Raw genomic sequence first — 26605 nt, forward strand, 5'->3', positions numbered from 1 at the left:
TTTATCCTTTTCCGACCAAAATGAAAAAAACAACTCGTTCAGGTTGTATATTTCTTGACCCCAAAATTCTGCTTAACTTGCGGTGTGCGGTGGCTTCGATTTTCTTTCACACAGCTTCTGATCAGGTGCTGTTGTAATGAATAATAAGGGCACTTCCCGAGAGGTAGGCGGAGCGCTGGAACTGCGTGTCTACGCGCTAATAACCATTTAAAGTGGTATAAATACTATGGATTGAGGCGAGCCAGTGGATGTTTGCCCAGGCTTTAATTAGCGGCATGTTGCGGTCTGTCATCCGCTCACAGCTGCTTGGATCATCGTTTATATTTTTGTCGAGTAGACGTTCTTTTTTTGATAAACATCTCAGTAGACTTTTCAGCTATAACTTAGTTACAAAAACATTTAAATAATTTTATAGATCAGCTATGTTTATAAAAAATTCAGCCCCTGGGAAAGGAAGGGGAGTGGGGCTTTATGTTGTTCATACTTCGAGGGAGATTGTTGCGGGTTTGCTTTTATAGCTCGCCAGACGGTTGCTTTAGATATCCCCAACGGGCGATGAGGAGGGCGTCAGAGCGACCATCACGCAGGCCGCCCTTGGGGCCGTATAGATTCGCGGTCGGGCAAGTGTCAGGGCCTTGGCGGCGATCTGCGCTTTCTTCTTTTTAATGTCTTTCTCGCCGGCCTTGATCCTGAAGAATCCTTGCCAGTCCTGGGGCGCACCATTTGAATGGGGATGTCCAGAATGCGGGCGCAGGCGACGACGATGCCCTGGGACATTCCAAACGTGAACACGCCGGACTGGCGGGGGGGGGCGGCTTCCGACCTCTTCAAGCGTGATCGATTTGACGCCTTTGAGAATTTCGAGAATTCCGACGGGGTCCGAGATTGTTTTGCCGTCGTGCTTCATTTTTGGCATGTCGTGCACTGCTATCAGTTTGCTGGTTTTTGACAAGATAGCTATGCCTCCGTTGGGCCTTGGGTCGATTCCTGCGTGCATGGATGTATTACATTTACACCTATTAAATAGCAACAAGAGAGAGCATGCGACAAGATTGGAAGCTTTGAGCGTAGCGATGCACATCAAACGTTGTTATCACTGATTTTTTAAAGCGCTGCGCTGTCGCGCAAAATAGACCAATTATCTTGCAATGATAGGGTCTTGTTTTTCTATAACGGAACCATGGGGCTATCTTTTTAATGTCCTGCCTAGCCCTAAGCCTTGCGCCGCAATACTCTCAGAGGATCGAGCAGTAAAAAATTAGGTGCAAAAAATGTTGCAAAACTTGCACCCTGATCAGACCCTTTTTATTCCAGCAAATTCAAAAAAGTCAATATTAATCATCTATTTAATTTCTTATATATGCGTTAAATATATTGATCTTGTCGTTAATATTTGATTTAATAAAGACATGGCCGCTGACCCGGTCGAAACTTAAACTAAGGTATAATGATGAACATAACTATAAAGCGCCCAGCTTTCGCGCACACAGATAAAAAAGAAAGCGACACCAAAATCATCGAAACCCTAGATATTCGCACTCAGGTCGCATTGGAAAGCGAAGATCAAAAATCTATCATCACCATCCAATCCGATCCGGCCAACGCATTTGACGACATCGAAATTGCGCTCGAATTTTGCACGAGTATTTCTGTTGGAACTGACTGCCTGCATCCGGGTCATAAAGCTCAGGAATTTGCCCTCTTTAAGCTAAACAGCGCCCGCAACGTGATTGAATTCGACGCAGCCTCGAAGATCGTGGCGCGCTGCTATATGCTCAAGGTTCCCTCAGAAATGACGGATAAAGATGCTGAGGCTGACATGGCCAACAGAGTCCGAGATAGAGTGCTGGACAATGGATCAAGCCCTCTGGCTGGTGTTGTTGCTGTTTTCAGAGATATGCTCCAAATAGAGCGACAGAGAGCAGAGGACATGGCGATGGTGAACCAGCAAAACCCTCACGCCAATTTTTTCACAGGTTCGAACGAAGAAATCAACGAGATCATCAAGCTGGGCGGTTTGGTGCTAATCAATTCCGGCCTCGGCGCAGGCAAGACCAAAGAGAATTTACTGCCCGCATTCGAGGAGGCTTGCACAAGAAAGGTATCTCCTTTGTTTGTTTCGCCACGTCGCTCTCAAATCGCACCCATGAAAGGCGATCCGCGACATTACACTAACGCAGGCCCTGAAGGGTTCAGCGCTCCCGGCGTCGTTGGAGTTTCAAACTCAGTGATCGGTCTGCCCGCTTTTGAGTGGCACAGAGAAAACACAAAAATGGTTATCGTCGACGAATTCGAGCAGATGCTAACTCACAACGCATCCAACGCAATCGGGCGAGGCAAGCTGACCGAGCGCGCCGCTATTACTGCCGGAACCATTGAAGCTATTAAAAAGGCGGCACAAGATGGAACCGCAGTCCTAGCCGACGCACTGCTCAGCGATTACACGGTCACCAAGCTATCCAAAGCACTCGGGATGACGGTCACGGTCGCAACCAAAACCCACTGCAATTTTGCTCACAATATCAATTTGCACCCAACCAAGGCGGCACTGATCGCAACCGCTCAGGCCATGCTGGAGATCGGAAAAAATATCCTGGTCATCTCTGACGAGTCGCACAACCCGAGAAAAGATGATCTGGAAGGCACATTCAACACTCTGAACAAAAGCGCAACGGGCGAGTCAATTACCCTCGACGGTGATTTTTTCGGGAATGCTGAAAAATCTTATTTTGTGAGCAATTTAGATCTAAATCTGAAAAGTTATCAGCTTGTTGTTGCTTCGACAGTGCTGTCATCTGGAGTAAGTATTGAGAGCGACCATTTTGATGCTGTTTTCGTCATTGCTGCCGGGACAGTGCTGCCAACTGAGGTTATTCAATCCACGCGCCGAGTCCGAAAGCTTAAAGAGACCCACCTGGTTTTTACTACTCATAAACGCAAGCGAACCAACAGCGTCGGCCTTGTGTTTGCGCTTATGGCATCCAAGGATCTTAGCGATAACGACGATTACAATCAGGAAAACCTGGACAAGCTATGGGCCACCTCTGGCGTCCAAGACGTTGTCGAGCGTGTTGCTTACGAGAACGGCATGCGCACAAATTACAACAATCGGACGCTGATGATGGCCGAGGCTCTAGGCTTCACAATTAAAAGAATGAGCGCCAACGAGGCTGACGAGATCAGGGCCAAGGCAGCAATGAAGGAAGGCAACGAGGAAGCAGAGAACGCCCGGATCGATCGCATACTGACCGCTGAGGACATAAGCAGGGAGCAAGCCGATGAGCGCCGCAAATCCGATCAGATGAGTCGTGGCCAGGAGTATCAGATCGAGAATTACGAACTCCGCGAATTTTACAAAACAAACACGCTGGACGTTGATCTGATAAAAGCAGACAAGAGCGGAAGGCAGCGCAAGCAAATCGCAGGCCTCCGTATGGGCGTTGAGTCGGCAGTAAGAAATCTGTCCGCATTCGATGCAAATAAAAGAAAAGTGATACGAAAGCTTATGGCCGTGCTCGACGCTGATCTGCCTGCAATCATGCGCGGCGGATCGGCAATAATCACCAAGGAGCACGCCAAGAGCTTCGCGGAATGGACCGTAATAAAGCGCAACAAGGTGACTGTTGGTGGTAAGTCAACAACGGCCAGCCAAGCATATAACCAAGCGTTCGATGGTCGCCGCATAAGTGTCAGGCAGGCCACCCGGTCGGTCATTTCAGTGTTGCGTGAAGAGCTAGGCATGAGCGTTAAAGAGCACAAAAAGGACTCCTGGATAGTGTCTGTAAGCAATACACGCCGCGCCTATTTCGACATGCACATGAACGGAGTATCAAGACTGATGGAAAAGTTCACCAAGGAAGATGAGGCTGCCCGCGATAAGGCTTCCGGATATTATGATCCAACAACAGGACATGACATCATGAAGTGGTTCGAGCAGACAAGGGCATCCAGATCAAGCGCGACTGACAGCTCCTGGGCTCCTGGCATGGCATTCTCGGATCTGATGGAGGCATTAAATAAAAAAGCAGATCGCGACGAGATTTTCATGATCGGAGAGATTGAGTGCCGAGTGCTTACATGCGAAGAGACCAAGCCTTCAGTGATGAAATACAGAAAATCGAGATGCTGCGCCTAAATCAAACCATCCAACGGATGGGCAAGCAATGAACGAACCCCGGCACCGTCCGGGTTTTCCTGCATCAGCCCAAACCGCCCGCAATTGTTTGATCCCAAATATTTGACCACAAAAGTTTGACCACAAAAAAGCCCCACCCGAAGGTGAGGCTCCAAACTAAGGCATTCACAGAGAGAATTTCCTGACCAGGTGACTAGTCCGACCGATAAGATTGTGTTGCTTGATCTTATGAATACATTGTAGCCAAAAAATGCCATGACGTCAATTATTATATGATTATATTAACAATTTACCGCTGCAAAGTAATTCATTAAATCATCAACCGAGTATGAACAACATCGGCGGCATGATCACTTCATCGCATTCACTTTATCAAACATGGACGCAACCTGGGCCCATCGTTCCAGAACCTCGTCAACGGTTTTGCCTGATTTTTCAGCTTCCTGCTGAACTCGCTCGAACATTGCGAAAGACACCGGCACCGACTCCGACTGCTCTTTCTTTTCCTGTTCTCCACAGCCTCCGAGGATATGGCCTGCTATCTGGTTGACGGTTCTGCGCTTCAGCGGTGTGCCCCGGTCCTTGTAGCCTTCCAGTACGATACTTTTGTTGTCTTTGTGGTCAATAAGAGACTTCGTTAGCTGCGTCCCGATGCCTAACTCATCAGCTATCGTGATGAAGGTGGCTCGGAAATCATAAACCCGCATTTTTGCAATGGCTGGTCCCACATGATTCCTGATTAGGTTCCACTGGTGGGGCATGCCCGTTGCAACATGAGGGAAGCCGCCATTGCCTAACGATTTGAACAAGTAGCCTTGCGGCTCTTCCCCGGTCTGCTTAATCTCAATCTCTCGCATTTCCCTCAGCATTTCCCAGAGATGGTTGCAAACGGGTAGGTCGAAAACCTGTTGGTCGATTTTCTTTTTTGCTACATCACTCTCGCTGACCCACGAGATTGTTCCGTCTTCGATGTTGATCTGGTGCCATTCAAGGGTTTTGACGGTTCCATCCCGCATTCCTGAGAGCAGGCAAAACTTGAAATAATAGTGAGCTGTTCTCGCCAGGGTCGGTGCGCTTTTGTTTGCTCGATTCGGGACTCGGTCCTTGAGTTCGCTGATTGCTTCCCAAATGGCAGGCCATGTATGCACAGGGAACATTTTAGATATCCGCCTGCTCTTTCCGCCGTTCACTTTGAATGGCTTGTCATGCTTCAAAGTCTGAGACACGATGTTTTTGGTCGGCTGCTCATAGCTCGGCTGTGGGTGATTCACGGCAAGATTTACTAGCATGCTGATAAACTTGATCACGCGGTCAGCGACCTCGGGAGTGTATTGATCTGCCAGATTGTCGATTTTGTTGAGCACTTGCTGACGAGTGATCTCGCTAATCCTTTTATCCTTCCAGCTCCCGAGCTTTTTGAAATGCTTCTCCCAGTCCCCTATGGTTCCCGGCTTTGCGTTCCCTGGGTATTTTAGTCGTTCGTTATATATTTGCCGCAGGGTGGGGGATTGGCTTTTGAATTTATCTCGGTAGTTGATAATTTCGGAATGCTCTGGATCCAGCCCTTTGACAATATTGGACTGCATCTGATGGCCCCGTTCCGTTACGGAGTCCAGGTCCGCATCAATGCCAGCGATCCTGACAGTTTTGGGTGAGCGGCTCCCGAGATATCGCTCTTTTATGAAAAAGCTCGCAGTGCCCGTTTTGCTCAGCCTTAGCATTAACCTTGCGCCGCTTTCTTTCGTGCGGGTGTCCTTCATCACAACAAAATCACAGTCGGGCAGGATATGCTTGCCATGCTCGCCGGTTTCGATATCTGCGCGCAGCTCCTTGATGAATGCCTTGGAGAATCGTCTGGGCTGCATTGGGTTCTTGGGGGCTTTCTTTTGCTGTGTCATTCTGTCTCTGATTCTGATCGCGTGGGATCAAGAGAATAACACTCGACGGAAACGTCAGGAAGCTCGGCAGCCTTTTTGGGTTGTTTCATTGCTACCACATTGCTACCAATCTTACAGATATAGTTGGCATGTTTTTTGGGGGTATGCACTTTTTGACCAACTTCTTGGAATCGTTTAATCTCGAAAGGTTTACAAATTCACTATATAAAAATTTATATTTCAATGAGTTAGGTGGTTATTGTGCAAATATTGACCAAAATCGTTCTATATGGTCAAAGAACTTAAAATCTCTCGACCCCTGGGTCGTGCCGGTTCAATTCCGGCCCGGAGCACCATATATTTTCAATAAGTTAGTAAACCCTCCGCACTAAAATTCATGTCAACTCGTTTTCAACACGCAATTGTGAGCAAGCGCTTAACATGTTCCAGCTGCATGACTTGGCAACGGCCCTCATTGCTGTTCAATAGACTCTGCTAGACCTACCCTATATGTCGTCATAAAGCACAGAGAGGTTGGTATCGACTCTAGCCGGATGCAGGCAGTGGGTTTTGCGGATACACGACCGCTGGTTAAGTAAATCGATGCCGTCAGTCGTCAGAAAAACAGACGTATTGAGGTGCTTTTGTACCCGTCTCAATTCAAGATAAAAGTCTACTGATGGGGTGGCGATATTTTGCAAGATTGATGAATTTGCTACCACTATCAGTAACGATACCTGCGCACCTCTAGCCACCCGTGACATGCGAGTGCCGACAATACGATAGCACCTCCGATCAAACTGAGTTTTGGCGGAACTTCGTCCAGAAACAGCCACACGAGAAATGAACCAATTACAGTTTCCAGAAGCAGCATTAAACTGACTTCAGCAGCCGGGATATAGCGTGGTCCGATTTGGATCAGTGTGCTCGCAACCGGCAGGAAGAACAGGCAAAGCAAGGCGATGAATAAACTATCGTGGAGCGAAGGAATCACGGCACCACCAGCGGCGGCCGCGGCAATTGCCACGAGTAGCGCACCGAACATCAGCATTACACTCATGTCTGCGTCCGGTTTTGAGCGCGCAACGGTGAGATTTGAGGCGAGGGCTATGGCCGCTACGGCCGCCATAATTAACCCCAAGGGATTTCCCTGGCCCCATTCACCGGCGGCTATGATGGTTGCTCCGGTTATGCAGGTCAGGATGACTGCCCAGGTTCTGCGCGGCAGGGTTTCTCTCCAGAACAACCAGGCAATCAGTGCAGCAATCACCGGGGCTGTGTTGAGGATTACAAGAACATTTCCAGCCGAAGTGTTCTTCATACCCATTACGAACCCAAGCGAACTCATTGCAAATGCACCCGCGCAAAACCAGCCCTTCCAACCGCAGCGCCTTACTTCCTGACCAAGACTTCCACCGTATCTGATCAAACCTATGGCAAGAAAACTCATAGCGAGCAAGAGCCCGCGCCAGAACAGGAACACAACGGGCTCAACAGAGGTAATTTTGACTAGCAGGGCGTCTGGTGTAATAAATAATACGCCCAGTGCCGCAATCATCAGGCCTTTCATTCGAGTAGTGTGCAAGTGTAGGCCTTAATTGTATTTTGGTGTGTTTTGTTGCTGTCGCTTCAAAATCATTCCCGGATTACCCGTCTAATCCTGGTTTTGCGGCAGTTGAATGCTATTGATGTCGCCGGTAGGCACAGCAGGATCATTGATTATGATCACGTAAATTCCGCCTGCGATAATTGCGATCAAAATAATCGCTTTGACTATATTAGAGTTAAACATGGGCTTCTCCTGCTTCCGAATTTGTCGGTTCTGGTACAAAGCTTATGGGCACAGCCCGGTTATAACAACTCAGCACTTTGCGCTCTACAAAAGTCGCTTCGACATCAGGCGGTTACTGGCCGATACTGATTGCCATCAAGTAGCCCCGGCTTCGAGAAATATGAGGTAGTTAGTTATGACCGATCTACTGGCACGAAACACCGACGATAACGGCATTACCACACTCACCCTGAATCAGCCAGAACGGCGTAACAGCCTTTCCATGGGGATGCTTGATGCTTTGGCAGAAGCACTTGCGGATATTGCAACGGATGATGCTACACGGGTAGTGGTTATCGCCGCTGCAGGCAAGGTTTTTTGCGCCGGGCACGATCTCAAGGAGATTCGCGGTCAGCTTGATAGCCAGGAGTTCCAACTGGCGCTGTTTAACCGATGCAGCGAAGTGATGCAGCAGATCGTGAATCTGCCAAAGCCGGTAATTGCTAGGGTGGCCGGTGTCGCGACTGCGGCAGGGTGTCAGTTGGTGGCCAGTTGTGATTTGGCCGTAGCGGCAGACTCAGCACGTTTCGCCACACCGGGTGTGAACATTGGGCTTTTCTGCTCAACGCCTATGGTGGCGCTGTCACGCAACGTTTCACGCAAGCATGCCATGGAAATGCTGCTTACCGGTGAGTTGATTAGCGCATCGCGTGCGGAGCAGCTTGGGCTGGTCAATCGGATTGTTGATGAGTCGTTGCTGGACGAAACGGTGTACGCTATGGCCCGCATGATTGCTGAAAAATCCGGGCATACCCTTAAGATCGGCAAGGGCGCCTTCTACAAGCAACTCGAGATGCCTCTGGCTGAGGCCTATGAGTATACGGCCAAGGTAATGGCGGAAAATCTATGTGCGGACGATGCGCGGGAAGGAATCTGTGCGTTTTTGGATAAGCGCAAGCCGGAATGGAAGGACAGTTAACGGGTTTTGCAGTTCTGCTTTCCCAGTTTGAGGCTGTGCCCGGTTCTAATTTCATTCGCTTCAAAAAACCCAACGTTCATTTCCACGGCGGATACAAACTCAACCCCCGCAGGGTAGCTTGGGCACCTTGCGCCGCTGGTTGATACGCATGGCTCCATCTGTTGAATGCTGCCGATTACGCCGTTCTCATCCAGGTAAGCAATATCTAGCGGGATGAGGGTTTGGTACATCCAGAAGCCGTGATCCGAGCCTTGCTGCTCCTGGTACTGGAACAGCATGCCCGAGCTAGCGGCTAAAGATTCTCTGCCCATCAGGCCTTTGCGACGCTCCTGCGGCGCCTGTGCCAGCTCTAGGCTAACATTGACTGTGCTGGCGCCCGTTACGAAGCAACCGGCCACAACCGGCAAGCCGGCGGAAGGCTCTACCGCGCCGGAGCCGGAAGAACAGCCCACCAGCATGGCCGAAAAACAGAGCGGGGCGCAGCGAACAGACATCATGTGCGCAGCCGGTAACCGGTTTTGAAAATCCACCAAATGCCCGTCATACAAGCCACCAGGAAGAGCAGGGTCATGCCTACGCTCACTCCCACGTTCACATCCGAAACGCCATAGAATGCCCACCGGAAGGCGCTGATCAGGTACACCACCGGGTTAAACAAGCTGATTGTCTGCCAGACTTCCGGAAGCATATCGATGGAATAGAAGGTGCCGCCGAGAAAGGTCAACGGGGTCACAATCATCATGGGGACAATCTGAAGTTTTTCGAAACCGTCGGCCCATATACCGATGATGAAACCGAACAGGCTGAAGGTTACCGCGGTCAGTATGAGGAACGAGAGCATCCAGAACGGGTGCAGTACGCTGTAGTCCACAAACAGCCGCGCGGTGGCCAGTATGATCAGGCCCAGTATCACCGATTTGGTCGCCGCAGCGCCCACATAGCCCAGAACCACTTCAACGTAAGACACGGGCGCTGACAGCACCTCGTAAATCGTGCCCGAGAACTTTGGCATGTAGATGCCAAACGAAGCGTTGGATATGCTTTGCATCAGCAATGAAAGCATCACCAGCCCGGGAATGATGTAAGCGGCGTATTCAATGTTGTCGATATTGCCCATGCGCGAACCAATGGCCGAGCCGAAAACAACGAAATACAAACAGGTAGAAATGACCGGCGAGAGCACGCTTTGCATCAACGTGCGTCTCATGCGGGACATTTCAAAATTGTAGATGGCTTTAACACCGTAAAAATTCATGCCTTTCTCCAGTTAGCCCGTGGGCTTATTCGTGCACCAGGCCGACAAAAATCTCTTCCAGGGAGCTCTCCCGGGTGCGCAGGTCGCGGTAATCAATCCCTATGTCTCCGAGGGTTTGCAGTAACCGCGCCACGCCGGCCTGTTCCTGCTGGGAATCGAAGGTGTATATCAACTCGTAGCCATCTTCTGAAAGCTCCACCGGTTCCAGCGTTAGCTCGCCAGGTATCTTGTCGAGCTTGTTCTGCAGTTGCAGGCGGAGCTCCTTTTTGCCGAGCTTACTCATTAACTGGCTCTTGTTTTCCACCAAAATGATCTCGCCCTGGCGGATAATCCCAATGCGATCCGCCATTTCTTCGGCTTCTTCGATGTAATGGGTCGTTAGGATGATGGTTACTTCGTCTTCCCGGAGTTTACGAACCATCTCCCACATGTCTCTGCGCAACTCTACGTCTACGCCTGCCGTGGGCTCATCCAAAAACAGTATCCGTGGCTCGTGAGAGAGTGCCTTGGCAATCATCAGCCGGCGCTTCATGCCGCCAGAGAGGGTCATGATGCGACTATTGCGCTTGTCCCATAGCGACAGATCCCTCAAAACCTTTTCAATGTGGGCAGGGTTGGGCGCTTTTCCGAACAAACCGCGGCTGAAGGATACAGCTTTCCATACGGTTTCAAACGAATCGGTGCTGAGTTCCTGCGGCACCAAGCCAATGGATTCGCGGGCTTTGCGATAATCCTTGACGATGTCGTGGCCTCCGGCAGTCACTTCGCCGGATGACATGTTGGCAATGCCGCAAATGATGCTGATCATCGTGGTTTTGCCCGCCCCGTTTGGGCCGAGCAGGGCAAAAATCTCGCCGCGGTTGATTTCCAAATTGATGTTTTTTAGGGCATGAAAACCGCCCTCATAAACCTTGTTGAGGTTTTTAACGGAAATTTCCGGCTGCACGGGCGTGTCCTGTTCCTGAAAGTGGGTCAGAGATGAAAGCGCAGCATTTTCTCATGTCTGGCGCCGGTTTAGAAATCTTTGCGTCAAGGTGGATAGTGTCCATAATGCCTCTTGGGTCTCAACACGGTTTTCAAAACAGGTTTTATCTAGGTTTGAGTATGTTACGAGCGATTGTTGTTGTGGGTTTCCTTTTGGGCTTAATTTCAGCGGCAGTGTTCGGTTCCCGCTGGCTGCAAACCTCTGGCAACGATGCGCCAGAGACGAATCAGCCGGCCTGTGATCTGCTGGCAGGGCCTTGTGAGTGGGAAACAGAGGCCGGGCTCTGGCAAGTCGACCTACACGTTATGGGCGGCGAGGAGCAGGGCATAGAATACCAGTTAACGGTTCAAGCACCGACGGCACCGGAGCGATTTTTGGCAGTATTGCGCGGCGAATCCATGTATATGGGTGAGTACCCGGTACCACTGCGCAAGGAAGAGGATGGCCAATATTCAGCACACTTTACAGCGCCTCTGTGTATTACGGGCTCGGAGATGGCTTGGCGCGTTGATCTGCAAAAAGGACAACAGCCACTTTCAGAAACGGTTCCCCTGAAGCTGGTATTTCAGGCCCGGGATCACTCGAGTCGTTAAAGAGACTCTATTTCAATCGATATGCCGGCTGACAAAATCTCAGAAAAGTGTAACTTCGTGCAAAAACTGGGCTAACTTCAGAGAAAACGTGATGGAATACGGAGAAGGTGTACAGAAAGTACTGCTACGGAAGATCCGCAAAGCAGAACAGAGTCTGATGCAGTTGAAGCTGGATTACTGCCGTTTTGTTTTCGGTCTCACTCATCGAGCCAAGGTCGTTTCAGGCGGAGCAACCTATCTGGTTCTCTCTGTTGATGTGGAGTCTATGGCTTCTACGGAGGAGGGCGCGTATACCCGCCCGGCCGTTGCGGGAGTGCCAGCAGGCAAACCGGATCAGGCGGAGACTGTTCAGCTGGGAACAGACTGGGCACTGGAGCAACGCAGCAAGAATTGAGGAAAAGTCAGATCAGTGCGTTTGCGGTAATCGCTGCGTAAAGGCTGTTTTCAGGCTGAACGTACTGATGGCCCTGCCAGTATTCCGCGCCTTCCAGCCCGGCGCGAAAGCATGCAAGCAATACCCCACACGATGTCAGTGTTGCTATGGCCTGTACCGCTTCAGCCTGCCGGATTCCGGTTTTCCGGTTAGCGATCTGCGCTACTAGGCCCGCGAGTGCATCACTGTGCCGCTCTGATTGCCCGCACAATGCGCAGCCTGCGCCATACAACCAAACAGCAGCGTATGCACGAACCGCCTCGGGCGCTTGGCTGAGTTCCAGCCCGCTTATCCGGCAATCCCGCTCCTGAAGCCCTGCAAGGATGTGCAGGTGGGTAAGCAACTCTGTACGATCCGTGGAGGTTTGACGCTTCTGTTGCCGTAACACTGGTTTTTCCGTGCGTGCTACCTGTACTGATTGATGTCCAGCGCCGGCTACCAGAGGTTCGGGGCGCGTGAGCAAAGGTTCTGAGCGCGCCAGCACCAGCATTCGCCACACCAAGGCCACAAGCAACACAAGCAGGCCGGCTTGGGTGAGTGCAACAAGTCCATAGATCATGAGTCGTGCTACCTTAAGTATTGCAGAGCGTGTCAGGAGTGTAACGGATTGTATCCTGCAGTTGCCGCTAACTCTCTGGCATTAACGTCTTTAAAACCGGCCGGGTTATAGGAATTGTGACAAAGGTCGCAGAGGTTAATGAAAGAACAATGAGTTTAGTATCCTTAAAGTGAGCCTGATGACTGTTATTTTGGTACTCCACACCCTTCTGGTTCTTACCTTCACCATCCGGATCCTGCTCCGTGATGACCTGTCGCCTCCCGGCCGATTGGCTTGGTTTGTTGTGCTCAATCTTCTGCCTTACTTTGGCAGTGGCATTTATTTCCTATTCGGCGAAACAGATATTGGTAATCGAGCAAGCAAGCGACACAGAGAGGTATTCGAGGAAATACGAGCCAAAGCCTCCTGGTTTATGGGCGAGGCCGCGAGTACCGATAAGCTGATTGAACCTGCATATCGGCCAGCATTTCGCTACGCGGGCTCGATTAACGGTTTCCATCCATCAGCAGGAAACACCGCCGAGTTGATGAGTGATGGCGACGAAACGCTTACCCGAATGGTCGCAGACATTGATGCTGCCATGGATCACGTTCATGTGTTGTATTACATCTGGCTTGATGACAACACCGGCCATGCCATCGCCGAGGCGCTCATACGCGCAGCACACAGAGGGATTACCTGCCGCGCCATGGCAGATGGGCTGGGGTCTCGCGCGATGATTAATTCTGCACTTTGGCAGAGCATGGAAGAGGCGGGGGTTCGCCTTGCTGTGGCGCTGTCGCTGAAACATCCCATCCACACCATTCTGACCAGCCGGCTTGATCTTCGGAACCACCGTAAGATCACTGTGATTGATTCACGCATTACCTATTGCGGTAGCCGTAATTCCGCCGATCCTGAGTTTCTGGTTAAAGCCAAGTACGCCCCCTGGGTGGATATTATGCTTCGGTTTACCGGGCCGGTTGTGGTTCAGAACCAGTTGCTGTTTGCCAGCGATTGGATGCAGGCCACTAACCAATCTCTGGATCGCATCGCGTTATCTTCACAGCCCGTCGAAGACGGCTTCCCTGCGCAGGTGATGGGTGTTGGGCCAACCGAGCGCCACGGCGCCACGCCGCAGCTGTTTGCCAACCTGATTGCCTGCGCTCAGAGCGAGCTGACACTGTCCACACCTTACTTTGTTCCAGATGCAACGGTTCTGGAAGCCCTGTGCGCAGCAGCCCACAGAGGCGTTTTCGTTTCGCTGATTTTTCCCAAAGTAAATGATAGCTGGATTGTGGCGGCGGCCAGCCGCAGCTATTACCATAGGCTGCTAGATGCGGGTTGTATCATTCACGAGTTCAAGGGAGGGCTTCTTCATGCTAAAACCCTCACCATAGACGGCAAGATCAGCCTGATTGGCTCATCAAATCTCGATTTACGCAGTTTTGACCTGAACTACGAAAACAACATTTTACTGCAAGACGAAACCACGACTCAGGCAGTTGAGAAACGCCAGCAGAGTTACATCAGCCGCTCTGAAGTGGTCGATTTGCCCACTGTTCTTGCTTGGCACTATCACAGCCGGATATGGCACAACGTTATCGCAACTATTGGTCCCGTTTTATAGGCAGATGGTGGCAGGTATTAAAGGTCGACCCCTGAAAGCAGGTTCTAGCAAGTCGGCATGGTTTGCAGGGCGAGCTTGCGGCGAATATACCGCCCAAGAGTGTCAACCCCAATGTTGAGCAGGGCGGTTATCAGTATCAGCACCATGGCACGGTCGAACCGTATGTTTTGAATGGCGCTGTCTACATAGAACCCAAGCGTGTAGATGCCCAGAATTCCCAGAATAGCCGTTTCCCGCATGATGATTTCCCAGCGATAGAACAGAAACGCCAGAAATGAGCGATACACTCGGGGTACCAGCTCCCAGCTATATCGGTCAAACCCGGTTGGTGCGTCCGCACGGAGCTTGAGGGAATTGGTTTGACGGCCAATCAGGTGTCCGATAATGCCGCCGTTGTGCAGCGCTAAGGCAACAACCGCAGGCAGCATTGAAGGTCCCCAGAGTTGCAGCAGAATATACGCCAGAATGTACTCTGGCGTGGACCGTGCGATCACCAGAACCACGTGGCCGGCGCTGCGCCGTATGGGCCCACCAAAATGGTTGGAGATCAGCGGAAATGCCAGCAACGAGAGAATCCCCGTAGCCACCAATGCAATCTGGGTAAGCACAATGGTATTCCAGATGCCCGGCATGGCCTCGTTGATCATTAGATCACTCAGCCAAGGCGTAAGCCCCGCTAAACCTTCCCCGTTACGCAACGGTGCCGGCACTATGTCTTCGGTGAAAAAGCGCTGCACGTTACCCCATACAATCGGCAGGCCCTCGCCAAGAAAGAAGGGTGCGCCGAGCACATATACCGGCAAAAGCTTTGGCCGTACCCAAAGCGGCATGGTGGCAATCAGAACGTAAAACAGAATCAGCATTGCGCCGGCGTCGGAATACAGCCCTTGTGAAAACGAGGCTTCAAGATAAAAACCAAGTGTAGGCAGGCCAACAAAGCCAAGAATTGCGCTAGAGCGTAAGCCGCATTCCAGCCGATAAGCGGTATAGGTGCGCATTTTCACCCAGCAGTCTGGGATGCGGGCGTAAAGAAACGCGGTGATGTTTCCGGTGCCAGGGGGCAGAACTCGACCGGGCTCAGGATCGGCCTCTTCGAGAATTTCTGAATACACTTTGGCGAAGATCCCTGCATAGGGAATGGCGATGGCCAGTACACCGGTGAGTGGATGAAACCCGAAGAACTGCAGAAAAATCAGCGCCCAAAAAAGCTCATGAATAGCGCGGATAAAGGCACAGAACATCCGCACAGGTAAAGACTGATAAACCAGTGCAAGCAAGAATCCAGAGATGCTGCCAAGCGCAACCCCGACAAACGCAAAGGCGACCGTTCTCAACAACGCGGTCATCAGCCCTTCGCTACTGAAAAAATTGGGGGTCACGATCCCTAGGAAGAAGTTACCCAGATCCTGCCAAGGATTGGATGCGGTAATGGCGAGATCAGCAAATAGTAACCCGACCAAAGCAATGGCAAGGAAAATAAGGCTGGTACGAACCGTTGGGGAAGAGAACATGGAACGGGCCGCGTTACCTAGTAAAGAGACATAATGTCTGAAGCTGCGAGATTTTCGCTGGGCTGATCCAAGGCAATCTGGCCCTGCTGTATGCCAACGATTCTGGTGCAGTACTTCAGGGCTAGATCCACATCGTGCAACGCAATAATGCTGGTTGTGAAGCGGTCTCGCAGATGTGTCATTACCGAGTTCGCCATGGGGCCATCGAGAGCGGAAACCGGCTCATCGGCCAGCAGAACCGGTGCGTTGCGGTACAGTGCACGCGCAATAGCAACACGCTGACGCTGCCCACCAGAAAGCGAGGCTGCGGGTGTCCAGAGTTTTTCAGTCATACCCAGCGATTGCAGCAGAGTGAGCACCTCATCCCGATCTTTTGCGAACGGGCGAGCGAGCGTTACCGTATTGTACCAAGTGGAGTGCTTGTCCAGCTGCCCCATAAATACGTTATGGAACACCGAAAGAGCATTCACCAATCCCAGATCCTGAGGAATCAGGGAAGAATCCCGATTAATCCGTTCGTGAATCAGGCGGATCAGGGTGGATTTCCCCGCGCCGCTTTTACCCACAAGCGCGATTTTGTCGCCCGGATTAACCTGCAGCGACAGCGGGCCAATGACCCGCTTACCGCTGAATGAAGCCGTTAGGCCGGTTAGGTCGAAGCCTGACATCAATCTAGGATTCCGATCTCTTTGGCTGTTTTACGAATTGGCTCGTAGTCGTCGTTGGAGGCAGGAATAAAGCCTGAACGAGGAAAGCTTTCAAGAAGTTCCGGGTTGTCGAGATTCAGCAGAGCTTCGGTAACGCGCTGCTTGAAACCCTCACCAAAACGCTCGTCCACATCACCACGAATCGTCCACTGATAATCAGGGTAGGCAGGTGTTTTCCAGATTACCTGAACCGCATCTGTATCAATGTTTCCATCAGCCAGCTCTTTCTCCCAAACCTGGAAGTTAAGCGCGCCTACATCGTAGGTACCAGACTCTACCAAACGCAGAGTGCGCGTGTGGTTGCCACTGAAGCCAACGCGGGAGAAAAAATCTTCCGGCTTTGAATCAAATGTGTCGCGCACATAAAATTCAGGCATGAGGCGGCCAGACGTTGAACCTTTGGAGCCGAAGGTAAAGGTTTTACCTTGTAGCTGATCTTTCAGTTCTGACAATTCATCGGCAGGCTCAATGTTTGCGTTGGTGTTGGCGATAAAATAGGTGTGGAACGCTTGGTCCTCTACACCCTGTGCAACAGCTTCTGAGCCAGATACCAGCCTGCGCGCCTGTACGCCGGAAAGACCACCGAACCATGCCAGCTGAACCTGGTTGTTACGGAACGCTGAAATGGCAGCCGCGTAGGACTTCACCGGGATATAGCGAACATCAACATCCAGTTGCTCAGAGAGGTAATCCGCTACACCGCGAAAACGTTCAACCAGTTTGGTTTCGTCTTCATCTGGGATTGCCGTGAACACAAAAGTCTCAGCCGTTGCCGCGGTGGCGGTGGCGGTGGCGGTGGCGGTGAAACATAGAAAACTAGAAAGCATCAATTTCCGTATAATATTCAAAGCCATTTGAACTCCTTAATCGGTTGTCTGATTGATAACGCAAAAATGCCACAGCAGTTTCACCAGTGGCGTCTGCGGGGTGAAGGATACTCTGATTCCCTTTAACCCTGAACAGCTATACGGATTACGGGTTTAAATAGGTCAAGTATAAGGGCACTATTCTCATAAAATTCCACGCAAGCTTATCAAAATTCAATCCGGGCCCTGAAACCGGCTTCTTATACCGAAGAGCTCTATGAATATCATCATGATCACGCCGGCAAGTCCGGGCTCAAAAGCTGGCAACAGAGCAACCGCAGAGCGCTGGCAAACGCTTCTAGGACAAGCGGGGCATGCGGTAACTGTTGTTACAGCGTATCACGGTGAGCCTTGTGATCTCTTCGTTGCTCTTCATGCCTGGCGCAGCCATGAGGCTGTAAGCTTCTTCAAGAAAACCTGGCCTGGCAAGCCTTTGATCGTGGCGTTAACGGGCACGGATATCTACCGGCACCAGTACGAATACCCGGAGCAAACACTGTGTTCCCTGCAGGCGGCCGATGTACTGATAGGCTTGCACGCAAACGTTAGCGACGACATTCCGGAGAGTTTTGGGGACAAGGTGGTTACGCTTTTTCAGTCTGCTGGGGTTGCCCGTAAATCGGCCTCTAAGTCGCCTTATTTTGATGTCTGCGTGATTGGCCACCTGCGGGAGGAAAAAGACTCACTTCGAGCAGCCTTCGCGGCCAGACTGTTACCCGCCGACTCCCGCATTCGCATCTCCTGCGCAGGCATGGCACACAATGATCATTGGGAAAGCCTCGCGAAGCACGAGTTAAAGGAGAATCCTCGATTCAGATGGCTCGGGGAGTTAGAGAAAACCGATATCGCTAAGTTGATGGCAAACAGCCAATTAATGGTAATGAGTTCTGTGATGGAAGGTGGGGCAAACGCAGTCTCAGAAGCTTGCCGTGCCGGCCTGCCTGTTATTGCTTCGGACATTTCGGGGAATACTGGACTGCTTGGTGAGGATTACGCCGGTTACTATCCGGTAGGTGACACCCAAGCACTCGCGAATGTGCTTGAGCGTGCAGAAAGTGATGCGGGATTTCTGGAGCAATTGCGAGAGCAGGTCGGCCAACTGGCCAGCCGGTTTACACCGGAAAAAGAGCAGGAATCCCTAGAGCAGGCGCTTGCACTCGCGGTGCAGCGCCGCTCCAGGACTAACTCTTAACACTCACTCTCTTAACGTAATAGGCTCAATAGGCCCGCTTTCATCTTGGGGTGTTACCCGCCCGATGATAGCGGTGTGCGGGTAACCAAGAACTTTGAGCTCCCGTACACACTCTTCCGCTTTGTCTGCAGACACGCTAGCCAGTAAGCCACCTGCAGTTTGTGGATCAAAGATCAGAGCGTAGCGCGGGTGCTTCACCCACTTTTCCTGATCTCGAATACCACGGCGAAGACGTATATTGGCCGGCTGCAATGAGCTTAGAATGCCCGCCGCTGCAGTTTCTTCCGCACCCGGTAGAATGGGAATCGCAGAGAGATCCAACTCGGCATCCACACCGGAGGGCCGCGTCATCTCAACCAAGTGGCCCAGCAACCCAAACCCGGTTACATCTGTACAGGCTTTGGATTCAAAGCGCCGCAGGCAGTCCGCCGCCGCCTTGTTCGACTGAACCATGGAGGCCAGAGCGGAATCAATCCAGCGGCCTTTGGCAGCCAAGCGCGCGTGCGCGGCAAACAGCGTTCCGGTACCGATCGGCTTAGTGAGGATAAGTACATCGCCGGCCCGCAGGCCACCTTTGCTCATCACTTGATCAGGATCGATCAGGCCATTAACCGCAAAACCTAACGCAAGCTCTTTGCCTTCGCCCGTATGGCCACCCACCAGCGCGCAACCAGCTTCATTTAGCACGTCTACTGCACCAGACATCATCTGGTAAAGCACGTCTTCCACTTTGGATTCGATACCGTAAGGAATCGTAGCCACAGCGGTCGCACTTTGTGCTTCAGCGCCCATGGCGAAAACATCGCCTAGGCTGTGGTTAGCCGCAACTCGGCCAAACGTATAGGGGTCATCAATAAACGCCCGAAAGAAGTCGACGGTATGCACCACAGCCTTTCCGGGTGGCACCCGCAAAACAGCAGCGTCATCGGGCGCGTGCAGGCCGATAAGAATGTCGTCCCGTTCAATGGGCCTTAGTTCTCCCAAGGCTCGTGAAAGCACGGTACTGCCCACCTTGGCGCCACAGCCACCGCAGCGCATGGCAACGGCAGAAATGGCCTGAGACGCTTCCTCTGGATTCTGTGCTGCCGCTGTATCGGGTAGGGCAGCCCCATCGTCCATGGGCGGTAGGTCGGTGAATCTATCCATAAACCGGCGGTCGATCCAGTCCTTCCAGCGCCAAACTATGGCGCCATCAAACTGCACATCGCCGCGAGAGGCGACAGCGTATTTATCACCAGTACTGATCAACGCCAGCCATTTTTTCTGGGGGTGGAAATCTTTCGGCGCTTTGCCTAAAGCCATGCGCTTGAGGTTATCCGCCAAAGGTGGCCCTTGGCGCACCGCAAACACACCGGCTTTTTCCCGGGGGTGATTGGTTACGTTGGCAATATCGCCCGCAGCAAAAATACTGTCGTCGTTTTCAACCTGCAGCGTGTCCCGCACCCGCAGGAACAGCCCGTCATCCAACGCCAGGCCGGTTTCCTCCAGCCAGGCTGGGCCACCCGCTCTGGTTACCCAAAGAACTTCGTCCGCTTGCAGCGTGTCTCCAGAAGCCGTGCGCAACAGCCCTTCACCGACTTTTTCTACCGGCGAGCCAAGATGAAGTTTTACCCCGCGCTCAGAAAGCGTTTTCTGGAAAACTTCCCGCACCTTGGCGTTGTGAGTGGGAAGAATTTCATCGGCAGCATCAAACAAGTGGAAGTGCAGCTGGTCGGAATCCCGGCCACGCTGCTCCAGCTCGTTTTTAAGGCGATACTGCATAGCCAGCGTAAGCTCTACACCGCCCGCACCAGCGCCTACAACGCCCACGGTGAGTGGCCCTTCGTGATTCTCAATACGTGAGAGCAGGGCAAGCCACCGGTTATTGAAACCCGTAATTGGCTTTACCGGCACCGCAAATTGTGCGGCACCTTCAACGTCATTTACTCTGGGAGATGAACCGATATTGATCGACAGTATGTCGTAGGGCACATCCGGCCGGCCTTTGCAGGTCACGCGCTTGTTGTCGCGATCAATGCCTGTGGCTTCAGCACGGTAAAAGCGCGCGCCGGCAAACTCCGCCAGGCGGCTCAGGTCGATGTGCACATCATCGTAGCTGTAATGTCCTGCCACATAGCCTGGCAGCATTCCGGAGTAGGGTGTGTGTGTATCGCGGCAGATGAGGGTCAGACGCACGCCGGGCACCGGTTTCATTGCAAACCGTTTGAGTACCCCAACGTGGCTGTGCCCGCCGCCGATCAGAACAATGTCCCGTAAAACAGGCTGGTCAGGCGTTCGCATCAGTTAATTTTCTTAGCTTCGGCTGTGAGTTGGTCAAATCCCTTGATGTTAGAGAAAGCATTCAGTTTTTCCTGATCTTCTGCCGACGGGTTGGCAATCTGATCGATGGAAGCAATCCCTGCATCCTTCATCTTTTTAGCCGTAGCCGGCCCTATGCCTTTCACTGAAGTAAGATCACTTCTGTCGACGGCATTTTTTGCCTTAGCAGCAGGTACTTTCTTTGTTGCAGGCTTTTTGGCAGCTGCTTTCTTGGGTGCTGCTTTTTTTGCGGCAGGCTTCTTGGCAGATTTACTTGCAGCAGGTGCAGGCGATTTTTTGAGTTCTTTTTTGCTTTCCTTTTCCGCTTTACGAATGTCTTCCCTAGAGGCTACACCCAAGCGTTCAAGTATGCTGGATTGCAGTTCGTGGAACTCATCCAAGCGGCGCTCAAACTCGTCGGTAAAGCGTTTCATTTCACGCTCGCGGAGCTCATCGATTTCTTTCAGAAGCTTGCGAACCGGGTCTTGAACCTGGTGTTGCAAGGTATCAAATTGTTTCATCGCATCATTGATCAGGCTTTCGATCTGAGATGACGTTTTCTCAAATTCCTTGTTGACCTTTTTTACGATCTTATCAACGTTCGAGTTAGGTTTTTTCGCCATGGAATTGTCTCCTTGCAGGCAAATAGAACGGAAAATAGTGATCAGGCAATCTGCCGGAAACCCGGCATGGAACCTGAGGAACGACGGGATTTTAGCGACTGCTTTTTGGAAAGTACTTCTCTGATACGGCGTAGTTTTTCTTCTAAATCTGTATCGCCATCAGATTTAAGATCTGCAAAATCAATGGAGTAGAAGAAGTTGCTACAGTGCTTTCTACGTTCGGTGACCAGCCCAGTCAGGTTCTCGGCACGAATTTTATCGAACGGCATATCCATGATCAGATCCAGAACGATGGTATCGCCAGGATTGAACATTTTGTCCGTTTTCATAACGCAACCGTAGGAGTCCAGCTCAAAAATTTCGGCATGAACCCGCTCCTTACGGAACAGGCCCTGCCGAACTTTGAAACGGGCTACAAGATCGGGTAACGCTTCCTTCATGAATACAAAGTCTCTGCTTGGGCTGGCTTGATATTGATTAAGCTACTCATTGAGCTATTGGTTAAACAATAGACGCTGATTAAAAGTTCCGCAACGCCATCAGTGCCATACGGTAACTTTTTGAGGCAGCTCTTCAATGTCTATGTAGTGATAATTTGGTACATATCAATTCGACGGTCTTTTAGGTTGGTTACGGAGCCTTCGTTGCGAACCAACGTGAGTTTTTCCAGATCCATATCCGAGAACATGATCATCTCTGTGTTAGGCGTTGTTTCTGCCAGCACGGCATCGTGGGGGAACGAAAAGTCAGACGGTGAGAACGCTGATGATTGAGCGTATTGTATGTCGAGGTTTTCTACTTTCGGTAAGTTCCCTACGCTGCCGGTGATCACCACGTAGCATTCGTTTTCAATGGCACGTGCTTGGGCACAGTGACGAACCCGCAAATAACTGTTTTTGGTGTCGGTCCAGAAGGGCACACAAATGATATCCACACCTTTACTGGCCGCAATCCGCCCCAGTTCGGGAAATTCGATGTCGTAGCAGATAAGAATTGCGACGCGTCCCGCATCTGTTTCAAAGACTTCAAATTTGTTGCCGCCTTCTACCACCCAGTCACGGCGCTCGTGGGGCGTAATGTGGATCTTACGCTGTTCGTCCACACGGCCATCGCGATGGCACAGGTAAGACACATTGTAGACTCGGTCGTTCTCAAGTAGAGGCATGGAGCCGGTTATGATGTTGATATTGTAGCTAACGGCCATGTCAGACATGCGATCCCGGAATTGCTGGGTAAACCCGGCAAGGAAGCGAATGGCGCGAGTTTGATCCACCTGATCGGTGAGGCCCATCAACGGCGCGTTGAAAAACTCGGGAAAGAGGGCGAAATCGCTCTTGTAATCAGACAGTGCGTCAACGAAATACTCGACTTGTTCAAGCACCTCTTCGACGGAGGAAAACTCACGCATTTGCCACTGAACAGCGCCCATACGAACTTGGGTTTTCTTTTCATTCAGGACTGAGGAGGGCGGGGTGTAAAGAATATTCCGCCATTCCAGCAAAGTTGCGTACCCCTGGGATTTTTCATCCTCCGGGAGGTATTTGTGCATCAGCCGGGTGACCTGAAAGTCGTTCGAGAGTTGAAAGCTCAGAATCGGATCGTAAATATCTCTGCGGTCAACCCGGTCAATGTACTCGGCAGGTGAATACTGGTCTGAATACTTGAAGTAGCCGGGTATACGACCACCCGCGAGGATGGCTCGCAGGTTTAACGAGCGACAGAGTTCCTTGCGGGCCTCATACAAACGTCGTCCAAGCCGGTAGCCTCGATAATCGGGATGAATAAATACATCCAACCCATAGAGGGAGTCACCTTTTAGATTGTGCCGAATTTGTTCGTTCCGTTTAATTAGATCGTCATAGGTGTGGGGGTTACTAAACCGCTCATATTTGACCGATACGGTGAGGGCTACCGCAACCAGTTGGCCTTTATCCTCAATGCAGATCTGTCCATCGGGGAACTGTTCAACCAATGCCTTGATGGTATCCCTCGGCCAGGCGCCGCCAATGTCGTCATAAACGCGATCCATGAGTACTTGAAGCTGCTCGTAATCATCAAGCGTTAGGTTGCGTAGATTGAGATGCAGTTCTTCATGTGCCATTCAACGGACTCCTGTTTGGCGGTGAGATGAATTTATACGTTCAAGTTTATCAGAAGGCATTAAAGAGTTCGCACAAGCAGCCGAAAACCAATTAAATCACAATCGGGGGTTCGTCGTGCATCTTACATTCGGTAAAAAACTGTTGGTCGCTTTCAGCGTTCTGCTCATTCTGGTGATGGCTGCCTTTACCATTTCCGGCAACCTGCGCTTGCAGAACACAACAGAAACGTATGTGGATGCGTTGATTGAAAATACTGCGGAACAGAATACGGCCAGTATTGCCGATTGGCTCAATACGCGCTTGATGATGACCGAGGCCACCGCCAAAGCACTGACAACAACCACCGACGAAGAGCAGGCGCGCACACTATTGCAGGCAATTTCGACCGGCGGTAGCTTTAAAGATGTGTATGTCGGCCGCGACAATGGCGACATGCTCATGAAAACAGAAGCCGACGAAGCCTCCCTGCCATCGGATTACGACCCTCGCAGCCGCCCCTGGTACAAGAAGGCCATGGATCTCGGCCGCTCATCTTTTACCGAGCCTTACCTTGATGCCAGCACCGGCAAGATCGTCATTTCTACTCTCGCACCTATTAAGCGTGGCTCATACCTAGGTGTCGCAGGGGCTGATATCACCCTGAAAACCATCGATGACATGCTGTCTGTGATTAATCTAGCTGGCACCGGCTATGCAGCGCTTATTAGTGACAAAGGCACTGTGCTTTATCACCCGCAAAAGAGCTTGATTGGGCAGAACATCCATTCATTGCTCGGCGAAGCCCCGAAGCTGAACGGGGGCGAACATAGCTACCAGCAGGACGATGTCCCTTGGAGTGCCAGCTTTCACAACATCAGCCAAGCCCGGGGTGTGGACTGGTACCTAGGTACTTTCGTGAACGAAGATAAAATACACGGCCCAGTACGCAGCGCCATCTTGACTGGCGTGATCATGGCTGTGATCGGCCTTCTGGTTTCCTTGGTTGTTCTTCACTTCGGCATCCGCGCCCTGATGAGCCCGGTTCGTAGGCTGAACGCAGCAATGGCTGATATTGGCTCAAACGATGCGGATCTCACCCAGCGCCTCGACGACAGCGCCCGTGATGAGTTTGGCCAGCTGGCCGCCAGCTTTAACTTGTTTGTGGAGAAAATCCACGAGGTGGTTAAGGAAGTACAGCAGGGGAGTACCGAACTGGCCACTAACGTAACCTCCCTAAGAGAGACCGCAAAGACCAGCCGGAGCAGCGTTGATAACCAGCAGGCTGAAGTGGATATGGTTGCGGCAGCAATTAATGAAATGTCCGCAGCTGCCGGAGAGATTGCTCAAAACGCACAGCAGACAGCCGATGCCGCCAACACTGCCGATGACGACAGCCGGGCTTCGCTGGAAACCGTATCTGCTTCTCGGGATGCTGTACAAAAACTGTCTCGTGAAGTCAGTGCCGCAGCAGACGTTATTGATGCGCTGGGCAGGGACGTTACATCTATAACGTCTGTACTGGAGGTTATCCAGGGCATTGCTGAACAGACGAACTTATTGGCATTGAATGCGGCGATTGAGGCAGCACGTGCGGGAGACGCCGGGCGCGGTTTTGCGGTGGTTGCAGATGAGGTAAGAAACCTTGCTCAACGCACCCAAGCCAGCACCGAAGAGATCAATAACATGATCGTGCGGTTGCAAAAGGGCGCTAACGATGCGGTAGAGGTTATGAAGGCTTCAACGGCTGTCTCTAACGTGAGTATGGAGAAGGCTCAGGATGCCATGGATTCTCTGAACAGAATCGCCGATGCCATCACTTCAATAAGCCAAATGACATCACAAATTGCGACGGCTTCGGAAGAGCAAACGTCCGTAACCGAAGAGCTGAACGCTTCGATTACTCGCATTGCGGATCAGGGCCAAGAAGCGGCAGCGGCCGCAAGTGAAAACGATGTCTATAGTGGCCATATCGAGCGGATTGGCCAGACGCTCGACGGCAACGTTTCCCGCTTTCGGGTTTGATTCAGCGGTTAAGCAATTCGAGGCGCCGGCGCAGGTTATCCAGCGTGTGACGCCCGATGTTTTCCGACTCCTCACTTAGGAACGGGTTGGTCAGAATGATCATCGTGCGCTTATCTAGATCAAGCGCCTCAATAGCAGCACCGTAATATTGCTTCAGGAATTCTCCAAAGCTGCCATCCCGGATGGCTCTCTCCATGCCCAGTTCTAACCGGTGAGCCGTTGGCTGGTCATCACGCGCCACAAAAAGATATGACGGCATGGGGTAGGCCAACAGCAGCCCTGGTTCTATAACCAAATTTGGGTCGTTCTCAATCTCCAGATCATTCAAAACCTCACTGACTCCCCGGGCAAAACAGTCAAAACGATCTTTCCTTAACATTCCAAACAGGATTTCATAGCGCGTGTGGGTTATAACCGGAATGCCGTTTTCCCGAAGAATCGAGGTATCTGGCCAGTGGGTTCCCTGGCCAATGCTTATACCCTTGTCCCGAAGGTCTGCCAGAGAATGTATGCCTTTGAACTCAGGGAGGCTCTTTGGCGTTACAACGCACACGCGAAAGCCAAGCAACCCACCATCCACGGGAATCGGGATGGGCATCAGAAAAAGCTCTCGGTTTGATGTCGTTGCAACATTCGCGATATCCAACAAGCGATGGTCACCTTGCGCCAACTCAAGTAGCGCTCGCCCCTGGCTCAACTCACTGCTGCGGAGGATTCGGAACTCCCCGTATTCGGGTGTTTTATTCAGCGCGAGATTGACCAAGGCGTAGATTGCAGGGCTGTCGTAGTTGCGGTACCAGAGTACATAGTCCTTAACGCTGCCGTTCGTGTTTGCTTGAGCCGCGCCACCCCAAAGCGAGGCAAAAAGGAGCCCTAGACAGAGCGCAGTATTTGCAAGCATACCGCCGCGTTCACGGCCATAAGGTAAAGAACAGTGGGCATATCGCAATGTCTGAATCCTTTTGGGAGTCTTTTCCGAATCCGTTCCTGCAACCCGGTCCTGCAACCCGATTCTGCAACCAAAGAACCGGCCACATAGCGCTAACAATCTATTTAAGGCACCCACACTTTAGATCAGAAACAGGCGAGGGAACGGCGAACCCTTCAAA

Annotated in this window: 23 protein-coding genes and 1 tRNA gene; 8 read left to right on the plus strand and 16 right to left on the minus strand. The window is 51.5% G+C overall.

Going from position 1 to position 26605, the window contains the following annotated elements:
• Positions 1 to 535: 535 nt before the first annotated feature.
• A complete protein-coding gene (locus CPH80_RS04630; RefSeq protein ID WP_134035129.1) occupies positions 536 to 952 on the minus strand; it encodes a hypothetical protein in 417 nt (138 codons plus the stop codon).
• Between the two features lie 495 nt (positions 953 to 1447).
• Here CPH80_RS04630 and CPH80_RS04635 point away from each other — a divergent pair, with 495 nt between their 5' ends.
• Positions 1448 to 4135, plus strand: coding sequence for a hypothetical protein (locus CPH80_RS04635; protein ID WP_134035125.1), 2688 nt, complete (start codon positions 1448 to 1450; stop codon positions 4133 to 4135).
• Positions 4136 to 4485: 350 nt separating this feature from the next.
• Here CPH80_RS04635 and CPH80_RS04640 read toward each other — a convergent pair whose 3' ends face one another.
• On the minus strand, positions 4486 to 5721 hold the full coding sequence (locus CPH80_RS04640; RefSeq protein WP_134035122.1) for a site-specific integrase: 1236 nt from the start codon (positions 5719 to 5721) through the stop codon (positions 4486 to 4488).
• 573 nt (positions 5722 to 6294) lie between these two features.
• On the opposite strand from CPH80_RS04640, the gene CPH80_RS21530 reads away from it, so the two are divergent.
• Positions 6295 to 6368, plus strand: a tRNA-OTHER gene (locus tag CPH80_RS21530).
• A 368-nt stretch (positions 6369 to 6736) separates the two neighbouring features.
• Here CPH80_RS21530 and CPH80_RS04650 read toward each other — a convergent pair.
• Both CPH80_RS04650 and CPH80_RS21830 read right to left on the minus strand, forming a co-directional pair.
• Positions 6737 to 7582 (minus strand): DMT family transporter, encoded by an 846-nt coding sequence (locus CPH80_RS04650; RefSeq protein WP_227520446.1) that lies wholly within the window; start codon positions 7580 to 7582, stop codon positions 6737 to 6739.
• Positions 7583 to 7666: 84 nt separating this feature from the next.
• Positions 7667 to 7804 carry a hypothetical protein gene (locus CPH80_RS21830; RefSeq protein WP_172898584.1) on the minus strand — a complete coding sequence of 46 codons (138 nt, stop codon included), beginning with the start codon at positions 7802 to 7804 and terminating at the stop codon, positions 7667 to 7669.
• Between the two features lie 175 nt (positions 7805 to 7979).
• Here CPH80_RS21830 and CPH80_RS04655 point away from each other — a divergent pair, with 175 nt between their 5' ends.
• Positions 7980 to 8762, plus strand: a complete 783-nt coding sequence (locus tag CPH80_RS04655) for an enoyl-CoA hydratase (protein WP_096275831.1) — start codon at positions 7980 to 7982, stop codon at positions 8760 to 8762.
• Here the strand turns inward: CPH80_RS04655 and CPH80_RS04660 are convergent.
• The 3 genes from CPH80_RS04660 to CPH80_RS04670 are packed head-to-tail and all read right to left on the minus strand — an operon-like array spanning position 8759 to position 10963.
• On the minus strand, positions 8759 to 9259 hold the full coding sequence (locus CPH80_RS04660) for a DUF192 domain-containing protein (protein WP_227520353.1): 501 nt from the start codon (positions 9257 to 9259) through the stop codon (positions 8759 to 8761). The genes CPH80_RS04655 and CPH80_RS04660 overlap by 4 nt on opposite strands.
• Positions 9256 to 10017, minus strand: coding sequence for an ABC transporter permease (locus CPH80_RS04665; protein WP_096275832.1), 762 nt, complete (start codon positions 10015 to 10017; stop codon positions 9256 to 9258). Before CPH80_RS04665 ends, CPH80_RS04660 begins: the two co-directional genes overlap by 4 nt.
• A 25-nt stretch (positions 10018 to 10042) precedes the next feature.
• The gene (locus CPH80_RS04670; protein WP_096275833.1) at positions 10043 to 10963 is read right to left on the minus strand and encodes an ABC transporter ATP-binding protein; all 921 of its coding nucleotides are present in this window, start codon (positions 10961 to 10963) and stop codon (positions 10043 to 10045) included.
• A 158-nt stretch (positions 10964 to 11121) separates the two neighbouring features.
• Between CPH80_RS04670 and CPH80_RS04675 the strand changes: the two genes are divergently transcribed.
• Complete coding sequence (locus CPH80_RS04675) at positions 11122 to 11595, plus strand: hypothetical protein (RefSeq protein WP_096281405.1); 474 nt, start codon at positions 11122 to 11124, stop codon at positions 11593 to 11595.
• A gap of 91 nt (positions 11596 to 11686) precedes the next feature.
• Positions 11687 to 11989, plus strand: coding sequence for a hypothetical protein (locus CPH80_RS04680; RefSeq protein ID WP_096275834.1), 303 nt, complete (start codon positions 11687 to 11689; stop codon positions 11987 to 11989).
• 7 nt (positions 11990 to 11996) lie between these two features.
• Here the strand turns inward: CPH80_RS04680 and CPH80_RS04685 are convergent, their stop codons facing one another.
• Complete coding sequence (locus tag CPH80_RS04685; RefSeq protein ID WP_096275835.1) at positions 11997 to 12587, minus strand: hypothetical protein; 591 nt, start codon at positions 12585 to 12587, stop codon at positions 11997 to 11999.
• 178 nt (positions 12588 to 12765) lie between these two features.
• On the opposite strand from CPH80_RS04685, the gene cls reads away from it, so the two are divergent.
• Complete coding sequence (gene cls, locus CPH80_RS04690; protein ID WP_096275836.1) at positions 12766 to 14196, plus strand: cardiolipin synthase; 1431 nt, start codon at positions 12766 to 12768, stop codon at positions 14194 to 14196.
• A 44-nt stretch (positions 14197 to 14240) separates the two neighbouring features.
• Here the strand turns inward: cls and CPH80_RS04695 are convergent, their stop codons facing one another.
• Genes CPH80_RS04695 through CPH80_RS04705 form a run of 3 tightly spaced genes read right to left on the minus strand, consistent with a single transcriptional unit; the run spans position 14241 to position 17268 of the window.
• Positions 14241 to 15707 carry a PhnE/PtxC family ABC transporter permease gene (locus CPH80_RS04695; RefSeq protein ID WP_096275837.1) on the minus strand — a complete coding sequence of 489 codons (1467 nt, stop codon included), beginning with the start codon at positions 15705 to 15707 and terminating at the stop codon, positions 14241 to 14243.
• Between the two features lie 17 nt (positions 15708 to 15724).
• On the minus strand, positions 15725 to 16375 hold the full coding sequence (locus CPH80_RS04700; RefSeq protein ID WP_096275838.1) for a phosphonate ABC transporter ATP-binding protein: 651 nt from the start codon (positions 16373 to 16375) through the stop codon (positions 15725 to 15727).
• Positions 16375 to 17268, minus strand: a complete 894-nt coding sequence (locus CPH80_RS04705; RefSeq protein ID WP_197703607.1) for a putative selenate ABC transporter substrate-binding protein — start codon at positions 17266 to 17268, stop codon at positions 16375 to 16377. The genes CPH80_RS04700 and CPH80_RS04705 overlap by 1 nt, the downstream gene beginning before the upstream one ends.
• A 229-nt stretch (positions 17269 to 17497) precedes the next feature.
• Between CPH80_RS04705 and senB the strand changes: the two genes are divergently transcribed.
• Positions 17498 to 18472 (plus strand): selenoneine biosynthesis selenosugar synthase SenB, encoded by a 975-nt coding sequence (gene senB, locus CPH80_RS04710; protein ID WP_096275839.1) that lies wholly within the window; start codon positions 17498 to 17500, stop codon positions 18470 to 18472.
• A 3-nt stretch (positions 18473 to 18475) separates the two neighbouring features.
• On the opposite strand, the gene selD is transcribed toward senB, so the two are convergent.
• The 4 genes from selD to CPH80_RS04730 form a co-directional block, all read right to left on the minus strand.
• Positions 18476 to 20752, minus strand: a complete 2277-nt coding sequence (gene selD / locus CPH80_RS04715) for a selenide, water dikinase SelD (protein WP_096275840.1) — start codon at positions 20750 to 20752, stop codon at positions 18476 to 18478.
• Positions 20752 to 21393, minus strand: a complete 642-nt coding sequence (locus CPH80_RS04720) for a helix-hairpin-helix domain-containing protein (RefSeq protein WP_096275841.1) — start codon at positions 21391 to 21393, stop codon at positions 20752 to 20754. The genes selD and CPH80_RS04720 overlap by 1 nt, the downstream gene beginning before the upstream one ends.
• A gap of 41 nt (positions 21394 to 21434) precedes the next feature.
• Positions 21435 to 21833 (minus strand): hypothetical protein, encoded by a 399-nt coding sequence (locus CPH80_RS04725; protein WP_096275842.1) that lies wholly within the window; start codon positions 21831 to 21833, stop codon positions 21435 to 21437.
• A 140-nt stretch (positions 21834 to 21973) separates the two neighbouring features.
• Positions 21974 to 23494, minus strand: a complete 1521-nt coding sequence (locus CPH80_RS04730; protein ID WP_096275843.1) for a bifunctional GNAT family N-acetyltransferase/carbon-nitrogen hydrolase family protein — start codon at positions 23492 to 23494, stop codon at positions 21974 to 21976.
• Positions 23495 to 23609: 115 nt separating this feature from the next.
• On the opposite strand from CPH80_RS04730, the gene CPH80_RS04735 reads away from it, so the two are divergent.
• Complete coding sequence (locus tag CPH80_RS04735) at positions 23610 to 25496, plus strand: methyl-accepting chemotaxis protein (RefSeq protein WP_096275844.1); 1887 nt, start codon at positions 23610 to 23612, stop codon at positions 25494 to 25496.
• A 1-nt stretch (position 25497) separates the two neighbouring features.
• On the opposite strand, the gene CPH80_RS04740 is transcribed toward CPH80_RS04735, so the two are convergent.
• The gene (locus tag CPH80_RS04740) at positions 25498 to 26397 is read right to left on the minus strand and encodes a transporter substrate-binding domain-containing protein (protein ID WP_143752963.1); all 900 of its coding nucleotides are present in this window, start codon (positions 26395 to 26397) and stop codon (positions 25498 to 25500) included.
• Between the last annotated feature and the right edge of the window lie 208 nt (positions 26398 to 26605).

The sequence above is a fragment of the Marinobacter sp. LV10R510-11A genome (assembly GCF_900215155.1).
In the GTDB taxonomy this organism is placed as follows: domain Bacteria; phylum Pseudomonadota; class Gammaproteobacteria; order Pseudomonadales; family Oleiphilaceae; genus Marinobacter.

Bases quoted from the DNA above. Each gene is read 5' to 3' on its own strand.
- CPH80_RS04635 (WP_134035125.1), top strand. From the start codon at position 1,448: ATGATGAACATAACTATAAAGCGCCCAGCTTTCGCGCACACAGATAAA.
- CPH80_RS04640 (WP_134035122.1), bottom strand. From the start codon at position 5,721: ATGCAGTCCAATATTGTCAAAGGGCTGGATCCAGAGCATTCCGAAATT.
- CPH80_RS04650 (WP_227520446.1), bottom strand. From the start codon at position 7,582: ATGAAAGGCCTGATGATTGCGGCACTGGGCGTATTATTTATTACACCA.
- CPH80_RS21830 (WP_172898584.1), bottom strand. From the start codon at position 7,804: ATGTTTAACTCTAATATAGTCAAAGCGATTATTTTGATCGCAATTATC.
- CPH80_RS04655 (WP_096275831.1), top strand. From the start codon at position 7,980: ATGACCGATCTACTGGCACGAAACACCGACGATAACGGCATTACCACA.
- CPH80_RS04660 (WP_227520353.1), bottom strand. From the start codon at position 9,259: ATGATGTCTGTTCGCTGCGCCCCGCTCTGTTTTTCGGCCATGCTGGTG.
- CPH80_RS04665 (WP_096275832.1), bottom strand. From the start codon at position 10,017: ATGAATTTTTACGGTGTTAAAGCCATCTACAATTTTGAAATGTCCCGC.
- CPH80_RS04675 (WP_096281405.1), top strand. From the start codon at position 11,122: ATGTTACGAGCGATTGTTGTTGTGGGTTTCCTTTTGGGCTTAATTTCA.
- CPH80_RS04680 (WP_096275834.1), top strand. From the start codon at position 11,687: ATGGAATACGGAGAAGGTGTACAGAAAGTACTGCTACGGAAGATCCGC.
- CPH80_RS04685 (WP_096275835.1), bottom strand. From the start codon at position 12,587: ATGATCTATGGACTTGTTGCACTCACCCAAGCCGGCCTGCTTGTGTTG.
- cls (WP_096275836.1), top strand. From the start codon at position 12,766: ATGACTGTTATTTTGGTACTCCACACCCTTCTGGTTCTTACCTTCACC.
- CPH80_RS04695 (WP_096275837.1), bottom strand. From the start codon at position 15,707: ATGTTCTCTTCCCCAACGGTTCGTACCAGCCTTATTTTCCTTGCCATT.
- CPH80_RS04700 (WP_096275838.1), bottom strand. From the start codon at position 16,375: ATGTCAGGCTTCGACCTAACCGGCCTAACGGCTTCATTCAGCGGTAAG.
- CPH80_RS04705 (WP_197703607.1), bottom strand. From the start codon at position 17,268: ATGGCTTTGAATATTATACGGAAATTGATGCTTTCTAGTTTTCTATGT.
- senB (WP_096275839.1), top strand. From the start codon at position 17,498: ATGAATATCATCATGATCACGCCGGCAAGTCCGGGCTCAAAAGCTGGC.
- selD (WP_096275840.1), bottom strand. From the start codon at position 20,752: ATGCGAACGCCTGACCAGCCTGTTTTACGGGACATTGTTCTGATCGGC.
- CPH80_RS04720 (WP_096275841.1), bottom strand. From the start codon at position 21,393: ATGGCGAAAAAACCTAACTCGAACGTTGATAAGATCGTAAAAAAGGTC.
- CPH80_RS04725 (WP_096275842.1), bottom strand. From the start codon at position 21,833: ATGAAGGAAGCGTTACCCGATCTTGTAGCCCGTTTCAAAGTTCGGCAG.
- CPH80_RS04730 (WP_096275843.1), bottom strand. From the start codon at position 23,494: ATGGCACATGAAGAACTGCATCTCAATCTACGCAACCTAACGCTTGAT.
- CPH80_RS04740 (WP_143752963.1), bottom strand. From the start codon at position 26,397: ATGCTTGCAAATACTGCGCTCTGTCTAGGGCTCCTTTTTGCCTCGCTT.